General features: G+C 64.4%; 18 protein-coding genes. 5 read left to right on the forward strand and 13 right to left on the reverse strand.

Translation table 11 applies throughout. The features are described 5' to 3' along the window. Nucleotides 1-141 precede the first annotated feature (141 nt). Nucleotides 142-1,419, forward strand: coding sequence for a 4-aminobutyrate--2-oxoglutarate transaminase (gene gabT, locus ACK3BK_RS01190; RefSeq protein WP_186667396.1), 1,278 nt, complete (start codon nt 142-144; stop codon nt 1,417-1,419). A 64-nt stretch (nt 1,420-1,483) separates the two neighbouring features. Here gabT and ACK3BK_RS01195 read toward each other — a convergent pair whose 3' ends face one another. Beyond that, nucleotides 1,484-6,253: a dermonecrotic toxin domain-containing protein gene (locus ACK3BK_RS01195; RefSeq protein WP_411383591.1), complete on the reverse strand. Its 4,770-nt coding sequence runs from the start codon at nt 6,251-6,253 to the stop codon at nt 1,484-1,486. 245 nt (nt 6,254-6,498) lie between these two features. Between ACK3BK_RS01195 and ACK3BK_RS01200 the strand changes: the two genes are divergently transcribed. After that, nucleotides 6,499-7,824: an HDOD domain-containing protein gene (locus ACK3BK_RS01200; protein ID WP_411383592.1), complete on the forward strand. Its 1,326-nt coding sequence runs from the start codon at nt 6,499-6,501 to the stop codon at nt 7,822-7,824. Between the two features lie 10 nt (nt 7,825-7,834). Here the strand turns inward: ACK3BK_RS01200 and ACK3BK_RS01205 are convergent, their stop codons facing one another. Both ACK3BK_RS01205 and desA read right to left on the reverse strand, forming a co-directional pair. Continuing rightward, a complete protein-coding gene (locus ACK3BK_RS01205) occupies nt 7,835-8,824 on the reverse strand; it encodes a GGDEF domain-containing protein (protein ID WP_411383593.1) in 990 nt (329 codons plus the stop codon). Between the two features lie 141 nt (nt 8,825-8,965). Beyond that, nucleotides 8,966-10,150 carry a delta-9 fatty acid desaturase DesA gene (desA, locus tag ACK3BK_RS01210; protein WP_186667400.1) on the reverse strand — a complete coding sequence of 395 codons (1,185 nt, stop codon included), beginning with the start codon at nt 10,148-10,150 and terminating at the stop codon, nt 8,966-8,968. A gap of 253 nt (nt 10,151-10,403) precedes the next feature. On the opposite strand from desA, the gene dibA reads away from it, so the two are divergent. Then, the gene (gene dibA / locus ACK3BK_RS01215; protein ID WP_411383594.1) at nt 10,404-12,299 is read left to right on the forward strand and encodes a phosphodiesterase DibA; all 1,896 of its coding nucleotides are present in this window, start codon (nt 10,404-10,406) and stop codon (nt 12,297-12,299) included. A gap of 19 nt (nt 12,300-12,318) precedes the next feature. On the opposite strand, the gene ACK3BK_RS01220 is transcribed toward dibA, so the two are convergent. From ACK3BK_RS01220 to tcyJ, 9 genes are all read right to left on the reverse strand, one after another. Next, the gene (locus ACK3BK_RS01220) at nt 12,319-12,963 is read right to left on the reverse strand and encodes a methionine ABC transporter permease (protein ID WP_411383595.1); all 645 of its coding nucleotides are present in this window, start codon (nt 12,961-12,963) and stop codon (nt 12,319-12,321) included. Next, nucleotides 12,953-14,062, reverse strand: a complete 1,110-nt coding sequence (locus ACK3BK_RS01225; protein ID WP_411383596.1) for a methionine ABC transporter ATP-binding protein — start codon at nt 14,060-14,062, stop codon at nt 12,953-12,955. Before ACK3BK_RS01225 ends, ACK3BK_RS01220 begins: the two co-directional genes overlap by 11 nt. Before the next feature lies 1 nt (nt 14,063). Beyond that, nucleotides 14,064-14,864 (reverse strand): MetQ/NlpA family ABC transporter substrate-binding protein, encoded by an 801-nt coding sequence (locus tag ACK3BK_RS01230; protein ID WP_411383597.1) that lies wholly within the window; start codon nt 14,862-14,864, stop codon nt 14,064-14,066. Continuing rightward, nucleotides 14,857-16,245 (reverse strand): LLM class flavin-dependent oxidoreductase, encoded by a 1,389-nt coding sequence (locus ACK3BK_RS01235; RefSeq protein WP_411383598.1) that lies wholly within the window; start codon nt 16,243-16,245, stop codon nt 14,857-14,859. Before ACK3BK_RS01235 ends, ACK3BK_RS01230 begins: the two co-directional genes overlap by 8 nt. Then, nucleotides 16,245-17,426, reverse strand: coding sequence for an SfnB family sulfur acquisition oxidoreductase (locus ACK3BK_RS01240; protein WP_411383599.1), 1,182 nt, complete (start codon nt 17,424-17,426; stop codon nt 16,245-16,247). Before ACK3BK_RS01240 ends, ACK3BK_RS01235 begins: the two co-directional genes overlap by 1 nt. A 107-nt stretch (nt 17,427-17,533) precedes the next feature. Then, complete coding sequence (locus ACK3BK_RS01245) at nt 17,534-18,775, reverse strand: SfnB family sulfur acquisition oxidoreductase (RefSeq protein ID WP_411383600.1); 1,242 nt, start codon at nt 18,773-18,775, stop codon at nt 17,534-17,536. Nucleotides 18,776-19,107: 332 nt separating this feature from the next. Then, nucleotides 19,108-19,869: an L-cystine ABC transporter ATP-binding protein TcyN gene (tcyN, locus tag ACK3BK_RS01250; protein ID WP_186667407.1), complete on the reverse strand. Its 762-nt coding sequence runs from the start codon at nt 19,867-19,869 to the stop codon at nt 19,108-19,110. A 2-nt stretch (nt 19,870-19,871) separates the two neighbouring features. After that, a complete protein-coding gene (gene tcyL, locus ACK3BK_RS01255) occupies nt 19,872-20,540 on the reverse strand; it encodes a cystine ABC transporter permease (protein WP_054891654.1) in 669 nt (222 codons plus the stop codon). Further along, on the reverse strand, nt 20,537-21,331 hold the full coding sequence (gene tcyJ, locus ACK3BK_RS01260; protein ID WP_054891655.1) for a cystine ABC transporter substrate-binding protein: 795 nt from the start codon (nt 21,329-21,331) through the stop codon (nt 20,537-20,539). Before tcyJ ends, tcyL begins: the two co-directional genes overlap by 4 nt. 284 nt (nt 21,332-21,615) lie before the next feature. Between tcyJ and epsC the strand changes: the two genes are divergently transcribed. Further along, nucleotides 21,616-22,554, forward strand: coding sequence for a serine O-acetyltransferase EpsC (epsC, locus tag ACK3BK_RS01265; protein WP_186667408.1), 939 nt, complete (start codon nt 21,616-21,618; stop codon nt 22,552-22,554). Between the two features lie 312 nt (nt 22,555-22,866). Continuing rightward, nucleotides 22,867-24,828, forward strand: a complete 1,962-nt coding sequence (gene betT, locus ACK3BK_RS01270; protein ID WP_186667576.1) for a choline transporter BetT — start codon at nt 22,867-22,869, stop codon at nt 24,826-24,828. Between the two features lie 102 nt (nt 24,829-24,930). On the opposite strand, the gene tauD is transcribed toward betT, so the two are convergent. After that, entirely contained in the window at nt 24,931-25,764 is an 834-nt protein-coding gene (tauD, locus tag ACK3BK_RS01275; RefSeq protein WP_186667409.1) for a taurine dioxygenase, read from the reverse strand. Nucleotides 25,765-25,840 lie beyond the last annotated feature (76 nt).

Here is a 25,840-nt window from a genome sequence, read left to right on the forward strand (position 1 = left end):
GCGACGTCTCGCTGGTTTTTTTGACATGCAGTACCTGGTGGCCAGGGCGCCGGTGACAGTCGATCAACGAATACTGTTCGCAGGCACACCCAGCCACCCCCGAATAACAGCGCCGTCAGAGTCGGCGCGAATGAGGGCATTATGAGCAAGACCAACGAATCCTTGATGCAACGCCGTGTCGCCGCCGTCCCACGTGGCGTCGGCCAGATCCACCCGATCTTCGTCGAGTCGGCGAAGAACTCCACGGTGATCGACGTTGAAGGCCGCGAACTGATCGACTTCGCCGGCGGCATCGCAGTACTGAACACCGGCCACCTGCACCCGAAAGTGGTCGCCGCCGTTCAAGAGCAGCTGACCAAGGTCAGCCACACCTGCTTCCAGGTGCTGGCCTACGAGCCCTATGTAGAGCTGTGCGAAAAGATCAACAAGCTGGTCCCGGGCGACTTCGACAAGAAGACCCTGCTGGTTTCCACCGGCTCCGAAGCCGTTGAAAACGCCGTGAAGATCGCCCGCGCCGCCACTGGCCGTGCCGGCGTGATCGCCTTCACCGGCGGCTACCACGGCCGCACCATGATGACCCTGGGTCTGACCGGCAAGGTCGTGCCGTACTCCGCAGGCATGGGCCTGATGCCAGGCGGCGTGTTCCGTGCCCTGTTCCCGAGCGAGCTGCACGGCGTGAGCGTCGATGACGCCATCGCCTCGGTTGAGCGCATCTTCAAGAACGACGCCGAGCCGCGCGACATCGCTGCGATCATCCTCGAGCCAGTACAAGGCGAAGGCGGCTTCCTGCCCGCGCCGAAAGAGCTGATGCAGCGCCTGCGCGCCCTGTGCGACCAGCACGGCATCCTGCTGATCGCCGACGAAGTGCAGACCGGCGCTGGCCGTACCGGCACCTTCTTCGCCATGGAACAGATGGGCGTCGCGCCAGACCTGACCACCTTCGCCAAGTCCATCGCCGGCGGCTTCCCGCTGGCCGGTGTGTGCGGCAAGGCCGAGTACATGGACGCCATCGCTCCAGGCGGCCTGGGCGGCACCTACGCCGGTTCGCCGATCGCCTGCGCCGCAGCCCTGGCCGTCATCCAGGTGTTCGAGGAAGAGAAACTGCTGGATCGCAGCAAGGCCGTTGGCGAGCGCCTGACCGCCGGCCTGCGTGAAATCCAGAAGAAGCACCCGATCATCGGTGATGTCCGTGGTCTGGGTTCGATGATCGCGGTGGAAGTGTTCGAGAAGGGCACCCACACCCCGAACGCTGCCGCCGTGGCCCAAGTGGTCGCCAAGGCACGTGACAAGGGTCTGATCCTGCTGTCCTGCGGCACCTACGGCAATGTCCTGCGGATCCTGGTTCCGCTGACCGCCGAAGACGCCCTGCTGGACAAAGGCCTGGCCATCATCGAAGAGTGCTTCGCTGAACTGGCTTGATCGCTGATTCGCGTGAGTAGAAAACGCCCAGGCATTGCCTGGGCGTTTTTTTTCAACCTGAGGTTCAGGTGTTCGAAGGGCTGGGAGGTGTCCAGTCGGCAGCCGGGAAGAAGCGTTCGACCAGGTCGTCGTTCTTGAGCATGGCGGCGTACTCGTCGCGCTTGAATGGGTTGCCAGTGCGCAGGTCATAGACCGGATGCACTACGGGCGTTGTGCTCGGGATCTCCTTGAGCTTCACATTGACGAAGCGGAAGTCGTCACCCACCACCTCGCCGATGTCTTCGATCTCGAAACGGCACCCTGGCGGGAACAGGGTTTCCGCCTCTGTTTTTGTCCATGACAGGGGGGCTATGGGCACCCCGCTGTGGTATTGGCCCGCAGGGACTTCGAAGACCACTGATGTGTCGTCGAACGCACCCACGACGATGTCCGGCGAGGAGAGCTCATCGCTGGCGAAAGCACGTATCACGTAAGGATTCTCGGTAAAGGACGTCAGGTCCGAGTTGACCAGCACATCGCCTTTCTTGAGTCTCCCACTGCGAAAGTGCTCGCCCGAGGTGCCTCTCGATCCGTTGCCTCCGCGGTACAGAGCGACTGTGTTGCTCTTGGGCAGGGTTTCCAGCGAGTCCACCAGCTTGTCGACGAAGGTGTCCGAGTCGCAGAACGCGAACTCATGCACCCCACGGCGCAGATAGCTGTTGATCTGTGAGTCTTCATCCGTGTAGTTGCCGACGAGGCGGTTTACGTACTCTTCGTCTTCCTTGTAGGTGTAGGTAATACCTTCCTCGGTTTGCAGGTACTCGAAGTCATGCTCATCCATGCGCGCACTTTCGCCATCTTCCAGGCGGGCGATATCGGCATCGTCCAGCAATGCGCGATGACGGGCCTGGGCCTGGTTCGAGAGCAGTTCGCTTTGCGCCGCATCCTCTTTCATGTGGGTATCCCAGAAGCTCGAGCGTTCACTGCGCAGGCTGACCACGTTGTCAGCACCGGCCGCGGGTGGGGTGACGGTGTCAGGCGTTGTCACAGGCTTTGGCGTGGTTGCCTGGCCGTTGTCACCAGGGCTGCCACCACGCAACCCGCCACTGTCGACGCGTTTCCAGGTGCCATCGGCCTGGCGTGCCAATGGCTGGCGCCCGAAAAAGGCGAATGGATTGTCCGGGTCGATGATCGACCACTGTGCGGTGTGCGGATCGAATTGCACCTGGAACACCTGGGCGTCGATCTGTACGTAGGGGCGGCCATTGACCAGCGTGATGCCTTGCGCGTGTGCGCCACTGGCCGGTGTGCCACCTTCCAGCGAGATGGCGACGGCGTGCTTGTCGGGGGCAAGCTGGAATGCAGCGTTGTCCGCATGCTCCACCGGGGTCCAGTCCCCGAGCTTGTCCTGCCGGGCGTAACGTCCGGTGTCGATCAGTTCACCGCTTGCGTTACGCCTGGCTACCCGCGCCAATCCCTGTGCGGAAGGAGGCCCGAGCAGTACCGACTGGCCCTTCAGTTCGACGGGCGTGAGCTCACGCTCGGTGAGGCCGAGCACTGTCGCCTTCGTGTCTGCCCAGCGCCGTGGTTGGCTGGGCAGCCGCTCGGCATTGCGCAGCAGGCCACCAAAGCCTTTCATGCCGTGCGCCAGGTCGCCATAGGCGCCTGCGCCGTTGAGCAGCGAAGACAACAGGTAAAGGCTTGCGGTGCCGGCATCGCGGTTGATGAATGCGCTCAGTGCAGCGACATAGTCGCGCAGGGCAAGTGCGGCGCCCACTGCGAATGCAGCAGGCGGGAAGGGCAGCGTCACGATCTGGGTCACCGTTTCCAGTGTGTTCCAGACGATGCTCGCGATCATATCGGCGCGGCCCTTGGTGACATCGCGCACATCGACGATGCGTTGGCGCAGCCCGTCGTCATAGCACAGGATGCGCAGGTCGTCCGCGGGGGCTTCGGGTACGCTTGGTACCGGGCTCGGGCCGCCCTCGCGCAGGTCCTTGAACAGGAAGGCCAGCAGTTGCCCGGCTTGTCTGCGACTGCGGTCCTTGTAGTAATCGGCCATGCCCGGGGTGTTGAGCGACTGGACGAAGCTGCTGAAGGGCCGGAAGTCGATGCCGTCTGCTGCCGCGGGCGTGTAGAGCAGCGTCTGCGAAGGGTGCCCTGCCGGCGATTTGAGCAGGTAGCAACCGTGGATGATTTCTTCGCGGTAGGGCGGAGTCTTGTCCATGATCCGGTACAGCTCGTTGAACAACCTGCCGATTGTCGGCTCGCTGGCCAGGAATTCGTTGTCGATACGCACCACCAATCGGTAGAACGCATGGCGCTCACGCTCGGTGTCGGCAGTCCGGTGCATGCTCTGGATGCTCGCCAGCACCCAGGTGTGCTGGTCGGCGTCCAGATGCCCTTGCAGGAGGCTGCGCAGCGCCGCCAGTTGCATCTGCAGTTGCACGATCAACACGCTCTGCCGACGGCGCCAGGCGTAGCCGGTGTGTCTGGGCGAGAGCAGGGTTTCCTCGATCAGTCTGACGTAGCGGTCGGATACCCACTGACCGCGTATGGAGCCGGTGACCGATTGTGGCGTCAGCGCCGACAGATCGACCCCGGGTGGGCCTTCGAAGGTCGCCGTGGTATCGGCTGTGGCCGTAAGCAGGCCCAGGCTGTCGTCATAGCCGTTGCGCAGCAATTGGGTGTAGGTCAAGGTCTCCCTGGGTGACTTGATGATCACGCGGTCCGGATCGACACGCTCGTCGTTGTTCCCGAGCAACTGCTTGAGCTTGTCCTGGGCCTGGGCATGGACATACGCCTCGAAGTCCGGCAGTTGCGCATGCCTGGCCTTGGCATACTGCTGCTCTGCAGCCTGGATCTGGTCTTCCAGGCGTGTCAGCTGGCCACGCTGGGAGGCACTGGCCGATTGCAACCAGGCGGGCTCGTGCGCGGCTGTGTTGGCCTCGGCAACCTCGATGCGGTTCTGGGTCAGGGCTTTGACCCCTTCCTGGCCCGTGAAGCGCACCAGCGTCATGAATTGCTCGTAGGGCTTTTGCGGGGTAGGGATCCGCTCGCGCTGCTTGCTGATATCCAGGTACCAGGTGTTCCAGGCCTGCGTATCGGTGCTGGTGGGTTGTTGCTGTGTTTGCGGGAGTGGCTTGTCGGCGATCTGACTGATCAGGGCGGCGAACGAGGTGCGCTGCTGGGCTATCACGTTCTGCAGCAGGTAGGCCTGGGAGTCCGCCTCAGCGAACCAGCCCACCACCTCGACGAGCAACTGCCGTTCGCTGTCGAAACCCTGCACCGGCTTGTGCGGATGATGCGGGCAGCACAGCAGCAGACGCTGCAGGCCGCCCTCGGCGTCTTCCTGGCGCACCAGCAGCGCGTCGCTCAGCAGGTACTGGTCGGCCAGGAGCAGGTTGGCACTGGACAACCTGTCATAGCCCGTGCCGCTTCCTGCGACGAAGGTTGCCAGCGTCTGCTGGTCTTCGGGCGTGATCTGGCCCTGCAGGCGTGCGCACCAGGCCTGGGCCGCGATCTGCTGCAAGAGCGCGGTGTTCATCAGCGACCGGTTGGTGTCCTGCTTGTGTGCGGCTATTTGAGCGGGGGCGAACTTGCCGTGCAGCGCCAGTGTTTCGATCAGCTTGCAGACATAGGCAGGCGTGAGTGTGGCGTACGCGTCAGGCAGTGGCCGGTCTTGTTGTTCGAAGCGTGTGGCGGCGATGAATTCCGAGGCCGGCTGGTCGTCGCCATCGTGCAGCCCCTGCAAAGCCAGGTGCACAAGGCTGCGCCGGATTTCATAGGGGGTGGCGGTTTCGGGCAGCGTGCGCTTGGTCACCAGCATGATCTGCTCGGGGTCCAGATCCAGGCCCAGGTCGTTGGCGATACTGCTGCGCAGATGAGTCGCGGCGAAGCTTTCGATGCTGTCGCAGCCGCCCAGCGCACTGAGCATGGCGGCACGAGCGTGGTCGTATTCCTGGAGTGCCTTCAGGCATTGATTGGCCTGGTCCTCTGGCGCGTATCGCAGCCAGTGGGGTGCTTTGGGCGGTGTCTTGAGCGCCTCGTCGAGGGTGGCGTCGAGAGCGCTGCTCGGTCCGAGAGCAAGCGGCAGGCGCAGCGCATCCTCGACGCGTCCGGAGCGGGATTCACCAGGCATCGGCTCGACCCGCAAGGCGTACTTGATATCGTGCAGCTGCAGGCTGCGCAGTTGTCGATGCAGCTCGGCAAAGGCCTTGCGCTGTACGGGTTTGATCACCCAGTGGCGCTGTTCGTAGGGGTGCACTGCCGATGCCTGGGTCATCGCGAGGCGCTGCGCGCGGGTCAGGGTATCGGTGATGCTGGCCCTGGCCACCGGCTGGTTCACCAGCGCCGTCAGCGCGGCAAGCGCCAGGTCGCGCGTGGCGAAGGCGGCCCATTGGCGGCCAGCGATCCACACGAGGGTCGGGCCGCTGTCCAGGCTGAACATCAGGCAGCCATGCAGTGTGGCTGTGCGGCCTGCCTCGAGCTTGAGGCTCAGGGTGCTGATGGCCAGGCCATTCTGATCGAGCGAAGCGGGCAGGCAGGTGGCGTAGGTCGGGTGAATCCTGCCGGCGGCGATCTGGATGTCGAGCAATCGGCGCAGCGTGGCCTCAATATCCTCGATGTGACACTGGCGCCTCGTCATCGAGGGTTTTTCGAGCGACTCCCAGTAAGCGTGCACGGCGCTCCTGATCGCCAGCTCGATGCTCGCAGCTTCTGCGTCTGTCAATGCCTGGTCCAGATTGGCCAGCCCCATGCTCTCAAGCGAGGGGGACTGTGCAAGGCGTTGGTCGATGCGGGTGCGCAGGGTCGAAAGGGCTTGTTGCGTGGTGGATGAAAGGTCGAGCGTCATGACTTCCTCGCTGGCCGTGCTTGCTGTACGGCGTTGTGATGGGGGCATCACTAGAGCCGGTCAGGGGCCGGGCGAGGTGGTAGTTAATGCGTGCACGGATGCTGCGACGAAGATGAACAAACTGTGAACTGCATGCCATCGCGGGTTTTTTTGTGCCAATTCACGGCAGGTGGCGCTATGGTTAACCGATGGACGTGTTTGGAAGCCGCGATGGACTGCGTGTCAGGATTATTCAGGAGTTGCCCATGAGCGCTGCAGACCCCCTCCCACCCCGCGTGCTGATCGCCGAGAGCGATCCCTGGGTACGCGACATGCTTCGCGAGATGCTGCTCAGCGTGCGCTGCGATGCCCGGTTGGAGGTCTGTGCCGATGGCTCCCAGGCCCTGACGGCGCTGTCGAGCAAGCCCGACCTGATCATCGCAGCCCGTGAGCTGTCCGGTGTCGATGGCCTCGATCTGCTGCGCAAGGTGCGCGCCAAGAGCGACAAGCCTGGCCTGCCGTTCATCCTCATGAGCGAACGCACTGACAGCGCCAGTGTGAAAGAAGCGCTGCCGCTGCACCCTACCGCCTACCTGAGCAAGCCCCTGAACCTGGACAACCTGCGCAAGCGCCTGGAAAACCTGTTGCTTGAAGTCGGCGAGCAGATCGCCTGCCCGGTGCCGCCCCTTCAGCCGGGGGCCAGCCTGCCGGCCTACCTCGAGCAGCGCCGGGCTACCGCCGATGGCGGCCCGCTGTTTGCCGATGTGCAACTGGCGATCAAGCGCGCGCTCAACCCCCAGGGCCTGAACCTGCGGGTGCTGGAAGAGGAAGTGCGCAGTGACCCGCAGATCACCGGTGTACTCATCGCCGCAGCCAACAGTGCCGCCATGCATAGCGATGCGCCGGTGCAGACCCTGCTGCAGGCGCTGAACAAGTTGGGCAGCACCCAGAGCATGAACCTGATCCTGGGCCTGACGCTGAAGCGCAGCGCACGCCTGAGCGACCCGCTGCTGGCACAGCATGCCGCACGCTTCTGGAACATCTCGCTACACACCGCCGAATTCGCGCGTACTTTGGCGCGCATGCTCGAGCTGGACCAGGAGCGCTGCTACTGCGCGGGCCTGTTGCATTGCCTGGGGGACCTGGCGGTGCTGCGCACTCTGCAGGAGTGGCGTCTGGCCGGTGGCGCGCTGGACGAAGACCAGGTGCAGTTGTCGCTCAATGAGTTTGGCGCACCGTTCGGCTCGGCCCTGCGCACCCGCTGGCGCCTGCCGCTGGACCTGCGTGAGCTGATCGCTGCGATCTACCAGTTGGGCGGTGGCGTGTATTCGCGAGAGATCCTGGCGATGAACCTGGCCGGCCAGTTGTCACGGGCGTTGCCGACCCAGGGCAACGAGAAGATCGCCAGCAGCAAGACTGCACGCCTGCTCAAGCTTGGCCTGCCTGAGCTCAATCGCCTGCGCGAGCCGCCCGCGCCGCCGGTGGTGGTCACAACGCCTGAGGTCGATGCCGCGAGCGTTGAAGCCGAGGTTGTGGAAGAGGTGCCTCAGGCCCCGGATACCGACGAAGGCAGCACCGCGGCCAAACCTTGAGCGCTGTCGGTCACCCGCGCACGATCTGGTTCTTGCCCTGGCGCTTGGCCTGGTACATCGCTGCGTCGGCGCGGCCGAACAGGTTGTCCACGCCGGTATCCTGCTCGCTCAGTTCGGTCAGCCCCTGGCTTACGGTCACGCCGTAGGTCTGCTGGCCGTAGGTGAAGCTCAGGCGCTGGATCTCCCGCTGCAGGCGTTGGGCGATCTGTTCGGCGACCTGTGCCGTGCAGCCTGGGAACACCGCCGCGAATTCCTCGCCGCCAATACGCCCGAACAGATCGCCCCGGCGCAGCGCCGCCTTGCCGGTGTCGGCGATGCGCTGCAGCACCTGATCGCCCTCTGGATGCCCATAGCTGTCGTTGATGTGCTTGAAGTCGTCGATGTCCAGCAGCAGGAAGGCCATGGGCGTGCCGTCTTCGCGGGCGCGGTCGAACGCCTGCTGGGCACAGTCGAAGAAGTGTCGGCGGTTGCTGCTCTGGGTCAGGACGTCGGTGGTGGCAAGGCGTTGCAATTCGCCTTCGAGCTGTTTCTTCTCGGTGATGTCCTCGGCAATGCCGACGATGATCACCCGTTCGCCTTCGCGCTGCTGGTTGATGTAGCACTTGTCGCTGAGCCAGCGCACTTCGCCTGCGCCGTTGATGATGCGGTATTCGCGGTCCTCGACGGTGCCCTGGAGCAGTACCTGGGCCAGGCTGCGCTCGGCGTAGTCGAGGTCGTCGGGGTGGATTGCGTCGCGCCATTCGTTGTAGTCGGCCATCACCAGGCTGGCCGGGCGGCCAAAAATACGCTCGTAGGCGGGGCTGACGTAAAGCACCTGGCGGGTTTCCCAGTCGAAGGCCCAGAGCACGGCGTTGACGCTGTCGAGCAGGGAACTGTAGAGCTGCTCGCGCTCGCTCAGACGCGCCACTTCACCCTGGGCATGCAGCAGGGCGAGCAGGGTCTGGGCAGCTTCAGGGCGGGGTGGACCGGTCTGGATCGGAGGATGACGTTCTTTGGCCATGTGCACGGATCGGTTCTCGACGAATGTGCGTGCGGCCACGACCCGGCCCGCCACGCGGGCGATATGCCGATTTTGAGTCGAGCGGGGGGGTGAAGTTCCGGTCGGCATGCCCCTTGGGCGGGGCATGCCGATCAACGGCAGTCAGGCGCCGGTAGGACGCAGGGAGTAGGTCTTGAGCTGCGCGGCGAAGTCCCGCAGCGACTGGATACCACTGGCTTCGGCCTCGTGCACCCAGTCTTTCATGGCGGCCAGCATGTCGTGGCCGTTGGCGCTGGTGCGTGCCCAGATCTGCTGCAGCGCCAGGCGCTTCTCGTAGATGATCTTGAGCGTCTGGCTGTGCGTCAGCATCGATTCGATGCGTACGTGGTGGCGATCCTGCAGCAGGCTGGTCTCGCGTGACAGCAGGCGCTTGGCGCGACGGAAGTGGTGGCGCACCGAGGTGTCGACCTTTTCCAGCTCCTGCTTGACCAGTGGGCCGATCACCAGCTTGCGGTACTGGGCCATGATCTGGAAGCGGTTGTTGAGAATCGCCATGGCGGTGTCCATGTCCAGCGAGGCCTTGCCTTCGACCCGATGGGCGATCGGCGCCACGCGCTGCACCTTGGCCAGGCGCAGCAGGCACAGCAGGCGAATCCACATCCAGCCCATGTCGAACTCCCAGCGACGTACCGACAGCTTGGCCGAATTGGGGTAGGTGTGGTGGTTGTTGTGCAGCTCCTCGCCGCCGATGATGATGCCCCAGGGCACCAGGTTGGTGGCGGCGTCGCGGCATTCGAAGTTGCGATAGCCGACCGCATGGCCCAGGCCATTGACCACGCCGGCGGCCCAGAACGGAATCCACATCATCTGGATGGCCCAGATGGTGATGCCGATGGTGCCGAACAGCAGCAGGTCGAGCACGGCCATCAGGACGATGCCGCCCAGTTTGTAGCGCGAGTAGAGGTTTCGCTCGATCCAGTCATCCGGGCAGTTCTTGCCGTAGATGCGCAGGGTTTCCTCGTTGCGCGCCTCTTCCCGGTACAGCTCCGCGCCTTTGCGCAGGACCGTGCCCAAGCCCTTGTACACCGGGCTGTGCGGGTCGTCGGGGGTTTCGCACTTGGCGTGGTGCTTGCGGTGCACCGCCGTCCATTCGCGGGTGTTCTGCGCCGTGGTCAGCCACAGCCAGAAACGGAAGAAATGCTTGAGCCCGGCATTGAGCTCCAGGGAGCGGTGCGCCGAGTAGCGATGCAGGTAGATCGTGACGCTGACGATGGTCACATGGGTCATCAGCAGGGTGACCGCGACCAGTTGCCAGGCCGACAGGTCGAGCAGACCGTTGTACCACATAGTTGGAAAGACCCTCGGGAAAACAGGGGAAACAACGGGCGCATTATCCCTTGACGGTGAAATAAAACCAGTCGCGCTTGCGCCAGGATCGTCGCCACCGGTCACCTTGCCGTCGGCGAGGGCGTCGCCGAGGCAGGCTGGACGGGGCCAGGGAGGCGGGGACCGCGACTTATTTATGAGCCCGGATTTAAAGTCACGGCATGTTTCAACCTTTATACTGCGCGATTATCTTCCATGGACTGATGCACCCGACATGTCTGTTTCTGTTCGCGACGCCTTGCGCATGGCTGCGCTCTACGTTGTGTTGTCGTTCCTCTGGCTGGTGCTGTCGGAGTGGGTGTTGCGCGGCATGACCGACAACGACCTGGCGCTGACCGTCGGGCGGCAGATCAACGTGGTGGTCTGGGTGCTGCTCAGTGCCTTGCTGATCTTCGTGTCACGGGCGCGGCTGCTCAACTTCATCGGCGTCGGTGCGCGTCTGCGCAGCGAGGACCGCGAACGCCTGCGCATGGCGGCAGCGGTCTTCGACAGTACCCTGGAAGGTGTACTGGTGACCGATCGCAACGGCCTGATCGTGCATGTGAACCGGGCCTTCATGCGCATCACCGGTTACCACCAGGACGAAGTGCTGGGCCAGCGCCCGAGCAAGTTCAAGTCGGGCCGCCATGGCGCGCCCTTCTACCAGCAGATCTACGCGGCCCTGGCCGAAAAGGGCGAGTGGAGCGGAGAAATCTGGAATCGCCGCAAAAGCGGCGAGATCTATCCGCAATGGCAGACGATCTGCGCGATTCGCGATGACAGCGGCGAGCTGAGTCACTACGTCGCGGTGTTCAGCGACATCAGTGCGATCAAGAATTCCGAGGAAGAACTGGCCTACCTCGCTCACCACGACCCCTTGACCGGCCTGCCCAACCGGCTGCTGTTCAACGACCGTGCCGAGCAGGCGCTGGCAGCGGCCCAGGCGAACAAGCGCGGCTGCGCCTTGCTGCTGCTCGACCTCGACCACTTCCAGAGCATCAACGACAGCCTGGGCCACACCATTGGCGACCAGTTGCTCAAGCTGGTGGGCGAGCGTTTGCGAGAGCAGTTGGGTAGCGGCGTGACCCTGGCGCGGCTGGGTGGCGACGAGTTCGCCGTACTGCTCGAAGGGTGCCAGCAGGTTGCGCAGGCGGCGACCACTGCCCAGGGCATCCTCGAGCGCCTGCGCCAGCCGTTCGCGTTCGAAGGGCAGCACCTGTTCATCGGTGCGAGCATCGGCATCAGCCTGTTCCCCAGCGACGCGCTGAGCGCCGAGCAACTGTTGCGCAATGCCGACTCGGCGCTGTTCAAGGCCAAGAGCAGCGGTCGCGCCTGCTATGCGCTGTACACCGAAGAACTCACCGCCCACGCCCAGCATCGCGTCGAGACCGCCGGTGAGCTGCGCCGGGCCCTGGCCCAGGAAGAGCTGCGGGTGTTCTACCAGCCGGTGCACGACCTGTTCACCGGGAGCATGGTCGGGGTCGAGGCCCTGGTGCGCTGGCAGCATCCCGAGCGCGGCCTGGTGCCGCCGGGCGAGTTCATCCCGATTGCCGAACGCACCGGGTTGATCGTCGATATCGATGCCTGGGTGCTGCGCCAGGCCTGCCGGCAGATGGTGCAGTGGCAAGCCGAGGGGCGAGTGCTGGATTTCGTCGCGGTGAATCTGTCGAGTCGCCTGTTCGGCCAGCGCGCCCTGTATCGACAAGTGGCCGAGGTGCTGGACGAGACCGGCCTGGACCCGGCGCTGCTGGAGCTGGAAGTCACCGAAAGCGCGGTGATGGAAGACCCGGAGGTGGCACTGGAGCAGTTGCACCGTCTGCGTGAGCTGGGCTTGCGCCTGGCGATCGACGATTTCGGCACGGGCTATTCGTCGCTGTTGCGGCTCAAGCGCCTACCGGTGCAGAAGCTGAAGATCGACCAGGGCTTCGTCGCCGGATTGCCCCATGACGAAGATGACATCGCCATCGTGCGGGTGATCATCGCCCTGGCGCGCAGCATGGGGATGCAGGTGCATGCCGAGGGGATCGAGCAGGCCGAGCAGGCGCGACTGCTGCTGGAGCAGCAGTGCGACCTGGGGCAGGGCTACTGGTTCGGACGGCCCGTGGCGGCCGAGAACCTGCGCTGGTTGTAGGGGCGGGCCCGGCTTCCGGTCAGCGCTTGTTCAAGCCTTTGGCCAACCGGTCGCCACCCAGCTGGATCACCGCCACCAGGGCCACCAGCATGACGATCACCGTCAGCATGATCTGGCTGTCGAAGCGCTGATACCCATAGCGGTAGGCGATGTCCCCGAGGCCGCCGGCACCGATCGCACCGGCCATCGCCGAAGAGTTGATCATGGTCACCAGGGTTATGGTGAAGCCGCCGACGATACCTGGCAGCGCTTCAGGCAGCAGCACATGCCAGATGATGTGCCAGCGTCGGCAGCCCATGGCCTGCGCGGCTTCGATCAAGCCATGGTCGACCTCGCGCAGGCTGACTTCGGCGATCCGGGCGAAGAACGGCGTGGCCGCGATGGTCAACGGCACCACCGCCGCCCAGACGCCATAGGTGGTACCGACGATCAGCCGGGTAAAGGGGATCAACGCCACCATCAGGATCAGGAAGGGAATCGAGCGGAACAGGTTGACGAAGGCGCCCAGCACGCGGTTGAGCAGCGGCGCTTCGTAGATGCCGCACTTGCCGCTGGTGACCAGCAGCACCGCCATCGGAATCCCCACCAGCAGGGCGATCAACGAAGACACCCCCACCATCAGCAGGGTATCGATCAGCCCTTGCAGCAGGCGTTCAGTCCACATAACCCAGCACCTCCACGTCTGCAGCCCAGCGCCGGGCGCGCTCGAGCAGTTGATGAGCCCCGAGCCCTGAGCCGCGTACGGCCAGGACCAGTTGGCCCAGGGCGTGCTCGCCAATGGTCTCGACACCCCCTTGGAGCAGGCGCACACGCCCACCAAAGTCGGCGAACAATGCCGACAGCTCCGGCTCGCCGACCAGTTGCAGGCGCAACACCACGGCAGTGTCCTGGCTGACCGGTTGCGCCCGCAGGTTGGCCTGCAAGGTTGCGGGCAGCTTGGCCTGCAAGGGCGCGAGCAAGGTGCGGGTCACCTCGTGGCGCGGCGCGCCGAACACCTGCCAGACTTCGCCTTGTTCGACCACCTCGCCACGTTCGAGCACCACCACGCGCTGGCAGATGTCACGGATCACTGCCATCTCGTGGGTGATCAGCACGATGGTCAGGCCCAGGCGCCGGTTGATGTCGCGCAGCAGCTCGAGGATCGAGGCGGTGGTTTCAGGGTCCAGTGCCGAGGTCGCTTCGTCGCACAGCAGGATCTGCGGATCGTGCACCAGCGCGCGGGCAATGCCGACGCGCTGTTTCTGACCGCCGGACAGCTGCGCCGGATAGACATGGTGCTTCTGCTCCAGGCCCACCAGCTCCAGCAGCTCGTGCACTTTACGCTGGCGCTCGGCCTTGGCCACGCCAGCCACCTTCAAGGGGAGCTCGACGTTCTGCCACACGGTCTTGGCCGACATCAGGTTGAAGTGCTGGAAGATCATGCCGATGCGTCGGCGCAGCGACACCAGGCGGTCCTCGTCGAACGGTGCGATATCGACCTGGTCGATCAGCACGCGCCCTTCGCTGGGTTGCTCCAGGCGGTTGATGGTGCGCAGCAGCGACGACTTGCCGGCGCCGCTGCGGCCGATGATGCCGAAGATCTCGCCGCGGCGGATGTTCAGGTCGATGCCGTGCAGCGCCGGGTGTGACTGGCCGGGGTAGGTCTTGCCCAACCCGATGAAGCGGACATGGGCCTCGTTCACCTCCGGGCGCAGTACCTGCTCGCGCGCCGGGGCGGGTGTACTTTGAGGGACGGGCGCCCTGAGGGCGCTGGCGCTGCTCATCTCAGCCCTCCCAGCCGGCCTGGTACAGACTGCCGTGGGCCTTGTTCAGGGCTTCACGCACGGCCGGCGAATGTTGGTAGATATCGACGAATTTGGCCAGGCGTGGGTCGTCCTTGTTTTGTGGGCGGATCACGAACTGGATCACGTACTCCTTGTTCTCCAGGCCGTCGAACAGCAGCGCCGAGGTGGCATCGAAGCTGTTGGCCAGGCGGATGTAGGCCGGGTAGCCCTGTACCAGGTCGGCATCGTCGTAGGCACGCACCAGTTGCACCGCTTCGACCTGAAGAATCCTCAGCTTCTTCGGGTTGGCGACGATGTCATCTTCGGTGGCCTTGTAACCCACGCCAGGCTTGAGGGTGATCAAGCCGGCCTTGGCCAGCAGCTGCAGGCCGCGTCCGCTGTTGATCGGGTCGTTGGCGATGGCCACGCTGGCGCCTTCGGGCAGTTCGGCGAAGCTTTTGTACTTCTTCGAATACAGGCCCACGTTGTTGATGATCCCCGGTGCATAGGGCACCAGGTTGAAGCCTGCCGCGGCCTTGGCGTTTTCCAGGAACGGGATGTGCTGGAAGTAGTTCACGTCGATGTCGCCGCTGTTGAGGCTGACGTTGGGGGCGATCCAGTCGCTGAACTCGATCAGCTTCACCTCCAGGCCTTGCTTGTGCGCTTCTGCCACGGCCGCCTCCAGCGGAATGGCGAAGGCGGCCGTGGTGCCGATCTTCAGCGGTTCGGCGGCCAGCGCGGCGCCGGCAAGGCCCAGGGACAGCAGGGCGGCCACGACGGGCCGATAGAGTTTCTCAAGCATGGTGCGGGGCTCCGGTCGGGGCGTTGGTCGGGGTGCGATAGGTGCTGCCGGGATGGTCGGCGGGCAGGTGCGCGCTGGGGCTGGCGAACAGCTTCTGGCGCAGGCTGCCGTCGGCGTAGGCGGTCTTGTAGCGGCCACGGCGTTGCAGTTCGGGGACCACCAGGTCGATGAAGTCTTCGTAGCTTTCCGGGGTGACGGTGCGTGCCAGGTTGAAGCCGTCCAGGCCGGTCTCGTCGATCCAGCCGATCAGTTGCTCGGCGACCTGCTCGGGCGCGCCGACCAGGGTCACGTAGCGTCCGCCCAGGGCGTGTTGTTCCAGCAGGCGGCGGCGGGTCCAGGCGTTGTCCTGCAGGAGCTTGGTGGCGGACTGGATTGCGTTGCCCTGGCCTGCGTTGATCGGCTCGTCGAGGTCGAAGGCGGCGAAGTCGATGCCGGTGGAGGCGGCAAAGTGCGCCACACCCGCTTCAGCACTGGCGTGGCGCAAATACTCGGCGTGCTTGGCGCGGGCCTGCTCCTCGGTGGGTGCGACGATCACGGTGATGCCCATGAACACCTTGATCGCCTCAGGATCGCGGCCTGCGGCGAGGGCGGCCGCGCGCACCTTATCGACCTGGGCACGGGTGCCTGAGTGGGTCTGGCCGCCGATGAACACGCACTCGGCGTGGTTGCCGGCAAATGCCAGGCCGCGGGCCGAGCTGCCTGCCTGGAACAGCACCGGTGTGCGCTGCGGTGAGGGCTCGCACAGGTGATAGCCCTCGACCTTGTAGAATTCGCCTCGGTGCTCGATCTTGCGCACCTTGTCGGGCTGGGCATAGACGCGTTGCTCGCGGTCTTCGACCACGGCATCGTCCGCCCAACTGCCTTCGAGCAGCTTGTACAGCACCTGCAGGTATTCGTCGGCCTGGTCGTAGCGTCGGTCGTGCTCGGGCTGCTGTTCCAGGCCCATGGCACGGGCCGCGCTGTCGAGGTAGCCGGTGACGATGTTCCAGCCGACCCGGCCCTTGCTCAGGTGATCGAGGGTCGAGAGCCGGCGCGCGAACAGATAAGGCGGCTCGTAGGTGAGGTTGGCAGTCAGGCCGAAGCCCAGGTTGCGGGTCACCGCAGCCATGGCCGAGACCAGCAGCAGCGGATCGTTTACCGGCAGCTGGATCGACTCCTTGAGCGTGACATCGACCGAGTCGCCGTAGATGTCGTAGGTGCCGACGATGTCGGCGATGAACAGCCCGTCGAACAGCCCGCGCTCCAGCAGGCGGGCGAGGTCGGTCCAGTACTCGATATCCTTGTAGCGGGTCGAGGTGTCGCGCGGATGGGTCCACAGGCCATGGTTGATATGGCCAATGCAGTTCATGTTGAAGGCGTTGAGCAGGATCTGCTTGCTCATCAGATGGTCCCTCGCAGCGGTGGGTTTTCGCCGTTGAGGTAGTAGTTGCCGATGGCGTGGTACTTCCAGCGCACCGGGTCGTGCAGGGTGTGGACCCGGGCGTTGCGCCAGTGGCGGTCGAGGTTGTGTTCGGCCAGGGTGGCGCGGCTTCCGGCCAGCTCGAACAGGGTGCTGGCAGCGGCCAGGGAGATCTCGGTGCTGATCGCGCGGACCTCGGCGACGGCGATGGAGGCGGCGGCCACGTTGCTGGCGTTGCTGTCGCGCTGGGCCTGGTCGAGGATTTCACCGGCCCGTTCGAGCAGCGCTTCGGCGGCGTGCAGGCGGATGCTCAGGCGGCCGAAGCTGTTGAGTGTCAGCGGGTCGGCCGAAGCCTGGTCGACGCCCGCGTCGATCCATGGGCGGCTGTGGTTGCGCACGAAGTGCAGGGCGTCCTCGACTGCGGCGCGAGCGATGCCGGTGTCGATGGCGGCGTGGAGAATCTGCGCCAAGGGGCCGACGGTGGTCGGGCGCTCGAACGCGGCCTGGAAGGGCACCACATCGGCGGCCTCGACACGGACATTGTCGAACAGCACCGAACCGCTGCCGGTGGTGCGTTGGCCGAAGCCGCTCCAGTCGTCTATCACTTGCACACCGGGGCTGTCGGCGGGCACGAACGCCAGTTGCTGCACGCCCTCGTCATCGACCACCGAGGTAGGGATGCGCTGGGCATAGATCGCGCCGGTGGCGTAGAACTTGCGGCCGTTGATGCGGTAGCCGCCGCCGTCGCGGGTCAGGCGGGTGGTGCGGTCGCTGGAGGTCCTGGTGCCGAGTTCGGCCAGGGCGTTACCGAAGCGCTTGCCGGCCAGCACCTCGGCGTAGAGACGCTGCTGTTGTTCGGGGGTGCCGTTCACGCGCAGCACTTCGAGGGCGTAGAAGTGGTTCTGCGGAATCTGCCCGAGCGAAGCGTCGGCCTGGGCGATGCGGGCGATGACCTTGGCCAGGGTGACGTTCGACACTTCGGCGCCACCGAAGGCCTTGGGTACGGTGATCGCCCACAGACCGGAGCGGGTGAACAGCTCCAGTTCGGCGTGTGGCAGGCGGCGTTCGCGGTCGCGCAGGGCGCTGTCGCGGTGCAGTTGCCGGGCGATGTCTTCGGCGACGGCAAGGGCCTGGGCGTCGCTGCTGATCAGGGATGTGGTCATGTTGTTCTCCGGGGCTTTTCGCGGGACAAGGCGCAGCGGCGAACCGCCGCTCCCACAGACCTGTGCTGTCCCTGTAGGAGCGGGCTTGCCCGCGAAAGGCCCTCAAGTCAGATCCAGGAATGCCGCGCAGGCAGCGTGCCGTTGAGGTAGTAGGCGCCGACCGCGTGGTACTTCCAGCGCACCGGGTCGTGCAGCGTGTGCACCCGGGCGTTGCGCCAGTGGCGGTCGAGGTTGAATTCGGCGAGTGTCGCGCGGCTGCCGGCAAGCTCGAGCAGCTTCTCGCTGGCCTGCAGCGAAATCTCGGTGGTGAGCACCTTGGCCTCGGCCACGGCAATCGAGGCGCGTGCCGCCGCCGCAGCGTCGATGGGCGCCGCATTGACCTCGTCCAGCACCTGCGCGGCCTTGCGCAACAGGGTTTCGGCGGCGTGCAACTCGAGCTTGAGGCGGCCGATGTCGGCGATCACATAGAGGTCGTCACTGGCACGCTCGACCTTGGCGTCGATCCACGGCCGCGACTTGTCACGCACGAAGGCGATGGCGTCCTCGATGGCCGCTTCGGCGATCCCGGCGTCGATGGCAGCCTGGATCAGTTGCGAGACTGCGCCCTGGATATTGGGCTGGTCGGCCTGGCGCCAGTTGTCGATCACCAGGTCCGCGTCTACTGGCACCTGGTCGAGCAGCACCGTGCCGCTGGCGGTGGTGCGCTGGCCGAAGCCGGACCAGTCGTCGACGATGCGCAACCCCGGGCTGCCGCGGCGGACGAAGGCCAGGCGCTGGCGACCTTCGTCGTCCAGGGCCTTGACCGCCACCCAATGGGCGAACAGGGCGCCGGTGGAGTAGAACTTCTCGCCGCTGATGCGGTAGGTGTCGCCATCGCGGGTGATGCGTGCCTTGAGGGTCAAGGTGTCTTTGGTGCTGCGTTCGGGGCCGGCGTTGCCGATGCGCCAGCCGTCCAGCACCGAGCGGAAGATCAGCGCCTGCTGCGCCTCGCTGGCGGTCAGGCGCAGCAGGTGCAGCAGGCCGAACTGATTCTGTGGGATCTGCCCCAGCGCCGGGTCGGCGGCGCTGATCAGGCGAAAGACTTCGGCGATGGTCGCGAACGATACCTCCGGGCCGCCATGGGCCTTGGGCACGCTGATGCTGCCAAGCCCCGAGCGGGTGAACAGCTCGATCTCGGCCCACGGCAGCTTGCGTTGCTGGTCGCGGCGCGAGGCCTGCTGACGTGCGGTTTCGGCCAGTTCGCGGGCCGCTTGCAGGGCCTCGGTGTCATTGCGCAGCACCTTGGCCGGCAGCAGCAGGGGCGAGCTGTCGATATCGCTGTGGAATTGGGTGTTGGGTTGGCTGGACATCAGTGCCGCTCCTTGGCTGCACTCAATGCCCTGGCGTTACGCACTGGGGTGATTGTGTTCCTGACCATTCCTGAACCTCACGAAGTAGATGCGTCGCTACAGCTGATCGCGACGGATGTGTGCGGGTCCGGTGGTCCGGTCTATATACCTTATGTGCTTATAAAAAGTTTATGAACTAACGCTTTGGAATATGAATAGAAGAGAGGCATTTGCCTGGATGTGCCGGCCTCTTCGCGGGCAAGGCTCGCTCCCACAGAGAACCGCACGGGCTTGAGCACCGGTGCGGCTCCTGTGGGAGGGGGACTTGCCCGCGAAGAATCCAGCCGAGCTTTTCAGTCTTGCGAAGCAGTGGTCCCGAGGAACTTGCGCAGGAACTGCCGGGTACGCTCTTCCTTCGGATTGGCGAACAGCGCCTTGGCCTCGCCCTGTTCGACGATCACGCCCTTGTCGAAGAAGATCACCCGGTTCGCCACATCACGTGCAAAGCTCATCTCGTGGGTGACGATGATCATGGTGCGCTTCTCTTCGGCCAGGCCACGGATGGTCGCCAGCACTTCGCCGACCAGCTCGGGGTCGAGCGCGGAGGTCGGTTCGTCGAAGAGGATCACTTCAGGCTCCATCGCAAGCGCGCGGGCGATAGCCACGCGCTGCTGCTGGCCGCCGGACAGGCGCCGTGGATAGGCGTCTTCCTTGCCGGCCAGGCCGACCTTGGCGAGCAGCTTGCGACCCAGCTCCAGCGCTTGGCTGCGCGGGGTCTTCTTGACGATCACCGGCCCTTCGATGACGTTCTCCAGGGCGGTGCGGTGGGGGAACAGGTTGAAGTTCTGGAACACGAACCCGGCCTGCTGGCGCAGACGGCGGATCGCGCTTTGCTGGCCGCTGAGCGGGCGGTCGGCGTCGATGTCGATGTCGCCGATGCGGATCTTCCCGGCATCGGGCGTTTCCAGCAGGTTCAGGCAGCGCAGGAAGGTGGTCTTGCCCGAGCCACTCGGGCCGATGATGGCGACGACTTCACCGGCCTCGACCGTCAGGTCGATGCCCTTGAGTACGGTCTGGCCCTTGAACTGCTTGGTCAGGCCTTCTACTACGATCATCTTCAGTGCTCCTGGTCATGCTGGTTGACCCGCGCTTCCATGCGGTTCTGGAAGTGCGCCAGGATACTGCAGAGAATCCAGTAGATGACGGCCACGGCCAGGTACATGGTGAAGACTTCGAAGGTCCGTGCGGTGATCAACTGCGCCTGGCGGAACAGCTCCGGCACCTGGATGGTCGCCGCCAGGGCGGTATCCTTGACCAGCGAGATGAAGCTGTTGCCCAGCGGCGGCAAGGCGGTGCGCATGGCCTGGGGCAGGATCGCCCGGCGCATGGCCTGGGTTCGGGTCATGCCGATGCTGGCGGCGGCTTCCCACTGGCCGCGGTCGATCGAGGAGATCGCCGCGCGCAGGATTTCGCAGATGTACGCCGCCATGTTCAGCGACAGGCCGATCAGCGAGGCGGGGATCGGATCGAGTTCGATGCCGATCTGCGGCATGCCGAAGTAGATCACGAACAGTTGCACCAGCAGTGGCGTGCCGCGGAAGAACGACACGTAGATCCGCGCCAGCCAGTCCAGCGGCAGGATCTTCGACAGGCGCATCAGTGCCAGGGCAAAGCCCAGCACCAGGCCGAAGAACATGCCGCCGACACTGAGCAGTACCGTGTAACCCGCGCCCTTGAGCAGGAAGGGCGTAGAGTCGATTACGAGTTGCAGGCTTTCAGAGATCATTTGGTGACGTCGGCACCGAAGTATTTCTCGGACAGCTTGGCCAGGGTGCCGTCAGCCTTGAGCTTGTCCAGCGCCTTGTTCACTGCCGCGAGCAGTTCCGGCTCGCCCTTGCGCAGGGCCACGCCGCTTTCCAGGCGCGAGAAGGCTTCGCCGGCAAGTTGAGTGTCCTTGGCCTTCTGGGCGTATTCCAGGGCGGCCAGGCGGTCGATCAGGATGGCGTCGATACGGCCGTTGCGCAGGTCGGCGAACTTGCTCGGATCGTCTTCATAGGTACGCACGTCGGCCTTGGGGACGTCCTGCTTGACCCACTGCTCGTAGTTGGTGCCCAGGCCCACGCCGACCTTCTTGCCCGCCAGGTCCTGCGCGGTCTTGATGTTCAGCTGCTCGGCCTTCTTCTTCAGGATCAGCGCCTGGATGCCGGAGATGGTGTAGGGCTCGGAGAAGTCGTACTTTTTCTTGCGCTCTTCGGAGATGGTGACCTGGTTGATCACCACGTCCAGGCGCTTGGATTCGAGCGCGGCGAGGATGCCGTCCCACTTGGTTGGCTGGACCTTGGCCTTGACGCCCAGCTCCTTGGCCAGCAGTTCGGAGAGTTCCACTTCGAAACCGGTCAGCTTGCCGTTCTCGTCGACGAAGCTGAAGGGTGGGTAGGTGCCTTCCAGGCCGACGTTGATCACGCCTTTTTCCTGGATGGTCTTGAGCTGCTCACCCGCGAAGGCGTGGCTGAACAGACCGGTGCCCAGCAGGATGGCCAGGCTGGCGTTGAGAAGTGGTTTGGTGAATTTGGTCATGGCTGTCCCCGCGCTTTGTTTTAAGTAGTGGGTGGCGACTATAGGGTGGGCTTTATAGTTCAGGAAATAATAAAAAATTATCTATTATTCCTTTCAGTTATTTCGTCCCTGAAGGGCAGTGTTGAGGGTAGCCGTGAACCTGGCCCCCGTCATCGCTGCTTATGCCCGACTTAGTGCAGGATGGAATAAAGCGTTGTTTTTTCCAAGGGAAGAATTTGCCGTAGAGTAATTCCTACAAGTTGCGGCCCTAATTTTCCGACATCGCCGCAAGCCAGGAGAACACCGTGAGCGAACATCCATCGACCGGCCATTGGCAATTGCCGGGCATCGTCAGCGAACTGCGCCAGGCCCGTGACCAGTGGCGCAGCCGCAACGGCCGTTGCAGCAACAAGCAGGGCGGACGCGAACTGCCCTCGCGCGAGGCGATGCGCGAGATTCTCGAGCAACTCTGTGGGGCGTTGTTTCCCATGCGCCTGGGGCCTGTGGACCTGCGTGAGGAGAGCGAGGACTTCTACGTCGGCCACACCCTGGATGCGGCGCTGACCGCACTGCTCGCCCAGGCGCGCCTGGAACTGCGCTACGCCGCGCGGCACGGCAATACCGAGGTCGAGCCCAAGGATGTCGATGCCCACGCACTGGGCCTGATCCAAGGCTTTGCCAAAGCCTTGCCGGGGTTGCGCGTACTGCTCGACACCGACGTGCTGGCGGCCTACCACGGCGACCCCGCGGCGCGCAGCGTCGATGAGGTGCTGCTGTGCTATCCCGGCATCCTGGCGATCATTCACCACCGCCTGGCGCACTACCTCTACCAGGCCGGGCTGCCGCTGCTGGCGCGCATCAGCTCGGAGCTGGCGCATTCGGCCACCGGTATCGACATCCATCCCGGCGCACAGATCGGCCAGAGCTTCTTCATCGACCATGGCACGGGCGTGGTGATCGGTGAGACGGCGATCATCGGCGAGCGTGTGCGTATCTACCAGGCCGTGACCCTTGGCGCCAAGCGCTTTCCGTCGGACGAGTCGGGCACCCTGCACAAGGGGCTGGCGCGCCACCCGATCGTCGAGGACGACGTGGTCATCTATGCCGGTGCGACCATTCTGGGGCGGATCACCATCGGCAAGGGCTCGACCATTGGCGGCAATGTCTGGCTGACCCGCAGCGTGCCGGCCGAGAGCAACATCACCCAGGCGAACCTGCAGCTCGATTGCCAGGACAAACAGTGAGGTAGGCCCGGCGGGCCTTATCGCGGGACAAGCCCGCTCCCACAGAGTGGAGCGGGCTTGTCCCGCGATAGGGCCGGAACTGCTGGCAAAGCGCAAAGGTCAATTGGTCGCCCGCCAGCGACCACAGGTCGCATTGAAATCCGATCCATGTTTAACTTGAACGCTTGTTCAAATTAAAACGCTGGTCCGCTGCCGGTGTTCAACAGGAGGATTCCCTTTGCTGAACCCGTTCAATCCGAGCCTTTTCACTACTGTAGAGGTGCCCGTTTCATGAGTGCACCGACGCCTTCCCTTGCCAATGGCAAGATCCGCATGAACCCCCCGGTGTTCTACTTCGCGGCAAGTTTCATCCTCATCTTCGGCCTGGTGGTCATCGCCAACCCGCAAGCGGCGGGCGACTGGTTGCTGGCTGCACAGAACTGGGCGGCCAACACGGTCGGCTGGTACTACATGCTGGCCATGACCTTGTACCTGGTGTTCGTGGTGGTCACCGCAGTGTCCGGCTACGGCAAGATCAAGCTCGGCGCCGACCATGACGAGCCCGAGTTCAGCTACCTGTCCTGGGCCGGCATGCTGTTCGCTGCCGGTATCAGCATCACGCTGTTCTTCTTCTGCGTTTCCGAACCCCTGACCCACATGCTCCAGCCGCCCCAGGGCGAGGCGGGCACGGCCGAGGCCGGGCGTCAGGCGATGCAGATCCTGTTCCTGCACTGGGGCCTGCATGGTTGGGGCGTGTTCGCCTTCGTCGGCATGGCCCTGGCATATTTCGCCTACCGCCACAACCTGCCACTGGCACTGCGCTCGGCGCTGTACCCGCTGATCGGCAAGCGCATCAACGGGCCGATCGGCTATGCGGTGGACGGCTTCGGCATCATCGCCACGGTGTTCGGCCTGGGCGCGGACATGGGCTTTGGCGTGTTGCACCTGAACGCCGGCCTGGACTACCTGTTCGGCATCGACCACAGCCAGTGGGTGCAGGTGCTGCTGATCACCCTGATGATGGGCGCTGCGGTGGCCGTGGCGGTCGCCGGAGTAGAGAAGGGCGTGCGGGTGATGAGCGACATCAACCTGTTCCTGGCCTGCGCGCTGCTGCTGTTCGTGCTCTTCGCCGGGCCCACGCAACACCTGTTCAACACCCTGATCCAGAACCTCGGTGACTATCTCGGCGCCCTGCCGCGCAAGAGCTTCGACGTGTATGCCTATGGCGAGAACCGCGACTGGCTGGGCGGCTGGACGGTGTTCTACTGGGCCTGGTGGATTGCCTGGGCGCCCTTCGTCGGGCTGTTCATCGCGCGCATCTCGCGTGGGCGCACCATTCGCGAATTCGTCTTCGGTGTGCTGCTGATTCCGCTGGGCTTCACCCTGGCGTGGATGTCGATCTTCGGTAACAGTGCGCTGGACCAGGTGATCAACCATGGGATGACCGCGCTGGGGCAGTCGGCGTTGGACAACCCGTCGATGAGCCTGTACCTGCTGCTGGAAACCTACCCCTGGAGCAAGACGGTGATCGCCGTCACGGTGTTCATCAGCTTCGTGTTCTTCGTCACCTCCGCCGACTCCGGCACCGTGGTGCTGTCGACGCTGTCTGCCAAGGGCGGCGACGCTGACGAAGACGGGCCGAACTGGCTGCGGATCTTCTGGGGCGCGATGACGGCGCTGGTCACCAGCGGCTTGCTGTTCGCCGGCAGCATCGATTCGCTCAAGTCGGCCGTGGTGCTGACGTCCTTGCCGTTCTCGCTGATCTTGCTGTGCATGATGTGGGGATTGCACAAGGCGTTCTATCTGGAGAGCCAGCGGCAGATCGCGCAGATGCACTCGCTGGCACCGTTCGCTCAGTCCCGCCGCGGACGCGGTGGCTGGCGCCAGCGCTTGAGCCAGGCCGTGCATTTCCCGTCACGTGACGAGGTGTACCGCTTCATGGATGACGTGGTGCGCCCGGCGATTGCCGACGTGACCGAGGTGTTCGAGCAGAAGGGCCTGGTGCTGATCACCCAGGACGACCCGAGCCACGACAACGTCAGCCTGAAGATCGGCCATGGCGAGGAGCAGCCGTTCATCTACCAGGTGCAGATGCGTGGCTACTTCACACCATCGTTCGCACTGGGTGGGCTGGGCACGCAGGAGTTGAAGAACCGCCGCTACTACCGCGCCGAAGTGCACCTGGCCGAAGGCAGCCAGAACTATGACCTGGTTGGCTACAGCAAGGAGCAGATCATCAACGACATCCTCGACCAGTACGAGCGGCACATGCAGTTCCTGCACTTGGTCAGGTAACGCGCGGCGCTTCCATTCGCGGGCAAGCCCGCTCCCACAGGTGCACCACAGTCGTCAGCAACTGTGTTGCACCTGTGGGAGCGGGCTTGCCCGCGAATGGTTTCAGAACGGTGCGTCGCCGAGAATCGTCGCGCGATGCATCACCCGTCGCTGCGGCCGGTAGTCATCCACCGCGTAATGCTGGGTCACGCGGTTGTCCCAGAACGCCACGTCATTCTCCTGCCAGCGCCAGCGAATGCTGAATTCCGGCCGTGTGGCATGGGCGAACAGCAGCTTGAGCAGCGCCTCGCTCTCGTGGTCGGCAAGCTCGTTGATCCGCGTGGTGAACCCTTCGTTGACGAACAATGCCTTGCGCCCGCTCACCGGATGGGTGCGCACCACCGGGTGCGACAGCGGTGGGTTGTTGCGGCGGGTGGCTTCCCAGCGCTCCAGGTCCTGGGCGGTGGTGCCGAAGCGCTCGAGCGGGAATGACTTGGTGAAATCGTGGGTGGCCGTGAGGCCATCGAGCAGGGTGCGCAGTGGCGCCGACAAGGCTTCGAACGCGGCGATGCCGCTGGCCCACAAGGTGTCACCGCCGTAGGCGGGCAGTTGCTTGGCGCTGAGCACTGCGCCCAGTGCCGGGGTCGGCAGGAAGGTAACGTCGGTGTGCCAGATCGCGTTGTCGCGCACGTCGGTGACTGCGGTGTCGAGAATCAGCACCTGCGGGGTTTCCGGCACGTTGGGGTAGATCGGGTGGATGTGCAGGTCGCCGAAGCGCGCAGCGAAGCGGGCCTGCTGGGCGGGGTCGATCGACTGCTCACGGAAGAACAGCACCTGGTGCTCGAGCAGCGCCTGCTCGATGGCGTCGCGCTGTGCATCGGTGATTTCGCGTGACAGATCGACGCCGCTGATCTGCGCGCCGAGGGCCGGGCTGAGGGGAGTGATGGTCAGGCTCATGTCGGTCTCGAATGGGGGGGCGGTTGGCGGTGTCGTTGTGGACCTCATCGCGGGCAAGCCCGTTTTGTAGGAGCGG

Origin of the sequence: Pseudomonas sp. L7, from assembly GCF_046605565.1 — a bacterium.
Lineage (GTDB): Bacteria > Pseudomonadota > Gammaproteobacteria > Pseudomonadales > Pseudomonadaceae > Aquipseudomonas > Aquipseudomonas wayambapalatensis.

Bases quoted from the DNA above. Each gene is read 5' to 3' on its own strand.
- tcyN (WP_186667407.1), bottom strand. From the start codon at position 19,869: ATGATCGTAGTAGAAGGCCTGACCAAGCAGTTCAAGGGCCAGACCGTA.
- ACK3BK_RS01235 (WP_411383598.1), bottom strand. From the start codon at position 16,245: ATGAGCAAGCAGATCCTGCTCAACGCCTTCAACATGAACTGCATTGGC.
- betT (WP_186667576.1), top strand. From the start codon at position 22,867: ATGAACCCCCCGGTGTTCTACTTCGCGGCAAGTTTCATCCTCATCTTC.
- desA (WP_186667400.1), bottom strand. From the start codon at position 10,150: ATGTGGTACAACGGTCTGCTCGACCTGTCGGCCTGGCAACTGGTCGCG.
- gabT (WP_186667396.1), top strand. From the start codon at position 142: ATGAGCAAGACCAACGAATCCTTGATGCAACGCCGTGTCGCCGCCGTC.
- ACK3BK_RS01245 (WP_411383600.1), bottom strand. From the start codon at position 18,775: ATGTCCAGCCAACCCAACACCCAATTCCACAGCGATATCGACAGCTCG.
- dibA (WP_411383594.1), top strand. From the start codon at position 10,404: ATGTCTGTTTCTGTTCGCGACGCCTTGCGCATGGCTGCGCTCTACGTT.
- ACK3BK_RS01220 (WP_411383595.1), bottom strand. From the start codon at position 12,963: ATGTGGACTGAACGCCTGCTGCAAGGGCTGATCGATACCCTGCTGATG.
- tauD (WP_186667409.1), bottom strand. From the start codon at position 25,764: ATGAGCCTGACCATCACTCCCCTCAGCCCGGCCCTCGGCGCGCAGATC.
- ACK3BK_RS01195 (WP_411383591.1), bottom strand. From the start codon at position 6,253: ATGACGCTCGACCTTTCATCCACCACGCAACAAGCCCTTTCGACCCTG.
- tcyL (WP_054891654.1), bottom strand. From the start codon at position 20,540: ATGATCTCTGAAAGCCTGCAACTCGTAATCGACTCTACGCCCTTCCTG.
- ACK3BK_RS01200 (WP_411383592.1), top strand. From the start codon at position 6,499: ATGAGCGCTGCAGACCCCCTCCCACCCCGCGTGCTGATCGCCGAGAGC.
- ACK3BK_RS01230 (WP_411383597.1), bottom strand. From the start codon at position 14,864: ATGCTTGAGAAACTCTATCGGCCCGTCGTGGCCGCCCTGCTGTCCCTG.
- tcyJ (WP_054891655.1), bottom strand. From the start codon at position 21,331: ATGACCAAATTCACCAAACCACTTCTCAACGCCAGCCTGGCCATCCTG.
- ACK3BK_RS01240 (WP_411383599.1), bottom strand. From the start codon at position 17,426: ATGACCACATCCCTGATCAGCAGCGACGCCCAGGCCCTTGCCGTCGCC.
- ACK3BK_RS01205 (WP_411383593.1), bottom strand. From the start codon at position 8,824: ATGGCCAAAGAACGTCATCCTCCGATCCAGACCGGTCCACCCCGCCCT.
- ACK3BK_RS01225 (WP_411383596.1), bottom strand. From the start codon at position 14,062: ATGAGCAGCGCCAGCGCCCTCAGGGCGCCCGTCCCTCAAAGTACACCC.